Genomic DNA, 3354 nt, shown 5'->3' with positions numbered 1-3354 from the left:
GCTTCATGCGTCAACCTTCTTGCTCGCGGCGGGGGCGGGGGCAGCGGTGCTCCGCGAGGCGGCTCCGCCGCCGGCTCCGCTGAAGTCGTAGGCCGTCTCGGCGTGCTCGACCTGGTCGATGCCGGCGACCTCGTCGTCCTCGGACACCCGCATCCCGATCGTCTTGTCGAGGAGGAAGGCGAGCAGCGCCGATGCCACCAGAGAGTAGGCGAGGACGGCGAAGACGCCGATGGCCTGCTTGCCGAGCTGTTCCAGACCGCCGCCGTAGAAGAGGCCGGCCACGTCGGACTGGACGCCGCCGGTGGCGAAGAAGCCGACGAGCAGGGAGCCGACGACACCGCCGACGAGGTGGACGCCGATCACGTCGAGGGAGTCGTCGTAGCCGAACTTGTACTTCAGGCCGACGGCCATGGCGCACAGCACACCGGCGATGACGCCGATGGCGATCGCGCCGAGCGGGCTGACCGCGCCGCCGGAGGGGGTGATGGCGACGAGGCCGGCGACCGCGCCGGAGGCCGCGCCGAGGGTGGTGAAGGAGCCGTGGCGCAGCTTCTCGTAGCCGAGCCAGGCGAGCATGGCGGCGGCGGTGGCGACCTGGGTGTTGACGAACATGACCGCGCCGACGCCGTCGTCGTTGCCGAGCCAGGAGCCCGCGTTGAAGCCGAACCAGCCGAACCACAGGAGACCGGCGCCGAGCATCACGAGCGGGAGGCTGTGCGGGCGCATCGGGTCCTTCTTGAAGCCGACGCGCTTGCCGATGACCAGGATCACGCCGAGGGCGGCGGCGCCCGCGTTGATGTGGACGGCGGTGCCGCCCGCGAAGTCGATGACGCCGAGCTCGAAGAGCCAGCCGCCGGCGCCCCAGACCCAGTGGGCGACGGGGAAGTAGACGACGGTGACCCACAGGCCGGTGAACAGGACCCAGGCGCCGAACTTCACGCGGTCGGCCAGCGCACCGCTGATCAGGGCGGGGGTGATGACGGCGAACATCAGCTGGAAGACGGCGAAGACGTAGACCGGGATGGTGTAGCCGTCCCACAGCTCGGTGATCCCGATGCCGCTGAGGCCTACGTAGTCGGAGTTCCAGCCGATCAGGGAGCCTGAGTCGGTGCCGAAGGCGAGGCTGAAGCCGTAGAGGACCCACAGGATCGTGACGATCCCGAGGCTGATGAAGCTCATCATCAGCATGTTGAGGCTGCTCTTGACGCGGACCATGCCTCCGTAGAAGAAGGCGAGTCCCGGGGTCATCAGCATGACCAGGGCGGAGCAGATGAGCATGAACCCGGTGTTCGCGGCAGACAGCGTCGGGGCGTCTGCCGCGAGGGTCGTGATGGCTGATGCCATCGGCGTCTCCTCGTCGTCGGTACGTTCGCGTGCGGGCGATCGTGAAAACCTGAGCGGCGTAAAAAGGGGTGTCCGGCCGGGCTGGGGAGGCTGGCCGGTTAATGACCCTGAGATTCGCGCAGGCCGGTTTCCGGCGGCGCCGCTCGGTGTTTCGCGCCGATGACGAAGGCATCCGTGGTGTTACGACGTCGTGAACGCGGCAGCCGTCGATCGAGGAACCATGACGGCGAGCAACCACCTCCGCGAGAGCGGCGGCGGTTCAGCCGCGAAGAACGGAAACCGGCCGCGGCAGTGACCCGGATGTCCTGGCTGGGGGAGCCTGATCGGGCTTCACGGGGTGACTGCCACGGCCGGGGCCTCGGGGGCGGCCGCGTGGGCCGTCAGACGGCCTCCGCGGCTTCGGGGAGCCGGGAGGCGAGGTGGTCGGTGAGCCGCACCACTTCGGCGACGTCGCCGTACTCACGGGCGGCGGTGTCGACGGTCTTGCGCAGGCGGGTGTTCACCCGTTCGGACCGCACCTTTCCCGCCACGTCGAGGGCCCGGTCGACGAGGGCCGCGGCCTGCTCGGGCTCGCGCTGGAGCAGGTGCACGGTGGCCATGCCGATGAGATTGAGGGCGTAGGAGCGCTGGTGCTCCTCATCCTTCTCGAAGAGCTCGACGGCCCGTTCCATGACGGGCTCGGCGAGGGAGGCGTACATGGGGCTGCGCCCGGCCACGTAGGCCAGGTCCCGGTACGAGTGGGAGTTCTCGCCGTTCAGCTCGGCCTCGGAGAAGAAGCGGATCCAGTCGGGTTCGGGCTCGCCCGCGAAGCCGACGTCGGAGAAGGTGTCCTCGGCCATCCGGACGGCCCGCTTGCAGCGGCTGGGCTGGCCCATGTTGGCGTACGCGCGGGCCTCCATCGCATACAGCATGGCCTGCGTGCGCGGGCCGGCGCAGTCACGGCTGCCGTACTGCGCGAGGTGGACGAGTTCCAGCGCGTCCTCGGGACGCCCCAGATGGATCATCTGGCGGCTCATGCCCGAGAGGATGTACGAGCCGAGGGGCTTGTCGCCGGCCTCCTTGGCGGCGTGCAGCGCGAGCACGAAGTATTTCTGCGCGGTGGGGTGCAAGCCGATGTCGTAGCTCATCCAGCCGGCCAGTTCGGCCAGTTCGGCGGCGACCTTGAAGAGCCGCTTCATGACCGGGGCCGGGTGGTTCTCCTGGAGCAGGTCGGTGACCTCGTGGAGCTGGCCCACGACGGCCTTGCGGCGCAGTCCGCCGCCGCACTGGGCGTCCCACTGGCGGAACATGACGGTGGTGGCGTCGAGGAGGTCGAGTTCCGGTTCGGAGAGACGGGGCGGGCGGTGACCGCCGAGCGCCCCCGTCGGGCCCGCCCCGCGCGGTCCCGGGTCGGCGACCGGGGCCGGGACGAGCCAGCGCTGCATGGGCTCGATGAGGGCGGGGCCGGCGGAGAGGGCGAGCGACGTCCCGAGGAAGCCGCGGCGCGCCAGCATCAGGTCGCTGCGGGAGAACTCGCCGAGGAGTTCGACGGTCTGCGGGCCGGCCCAGGGCAGGTCGACCCCGGAGACGGAGGGGGTCTGGTGGGCGGTGCGCAGGCCGAGCTGCTCGATCGCGACGACGGATCCGAAGCGCTCGGAGAACAGCTCGGACAGGATGCGCGGGACGGGCTCGCGGGGCTGTTCACCGTCGAGCCAGCGGCGCACCCGTGAGGTGTCCGTGCTGATGTGGTGGGCACCCATCTGGCGCGCCCGGCGGTTGACCTGCCGGGCGAGTTCACCCTTGGACCAACCGCTGCGGACGAACCACGAGGTCAGCTGGTCATTGCGCGCAGCAGCATCCTCGCTCGTTCCGCTTGCGCCGTTGCCGCTCACTGGAACGCCCCCATCCGCTCAGCATCTTCCACACGAAACCTTGGCCGGGGCGCCGTGCGCCTCCAGGGACCTTCACAAGTCCTTCACATATTGCCTCCGGCATACCCACGGATGGGCAGCCTTCGGTTTCGTGTACCGA

2 protein-coding genes are annotated in these 3354 nt (G+C 69.8%); both read right to left on the bottom strand.

From position 1 onward, the window contains the following. Positions 1-3: 3 nt before the first annotated feature. Entirely contained in the window at positions 4-1344 is a 1341-nt protein-coding gene (locus ACWGIU_RS33250) for an ammonium transporter (protein WP_453711828.1), read from the bottom strand. Positions 1345-1724: 380 nt separating this feature from the next. Continuing rightward, the gene (gene nsdA, locus ACWGIU_RS33245) at positions 1725-3215 is read right to left on the bottom strand and encodes a transcriptional repressor NsdA (protein WP_453711827.1); all 1491 of its coding nucleotides are present in this window, start codon (positions 3213-3215) and stop codon (positions 1725-1727) included. Between the last annotated feature and the right edge of the window lie 139 nt (positions 3216-3354).

This window comes from Streptomyces sp. NPDC054840, from assembly GCF_053611065.1.
Note: the sequence above shows the minus strand (reverse complement) of the source record. Positions and strands in the feature narration are given on the sequence as shown.

Excerpts from the sequence above, each read along its gene's own strand:
- ACWGIU_RS33250 (WP_453711828.1), bottom strand. The coding sequence starts at position 1,344 with ATGGCATCAGCCATCACGACCCTCGCGGCAGACGCCCCGACGCTGTCT.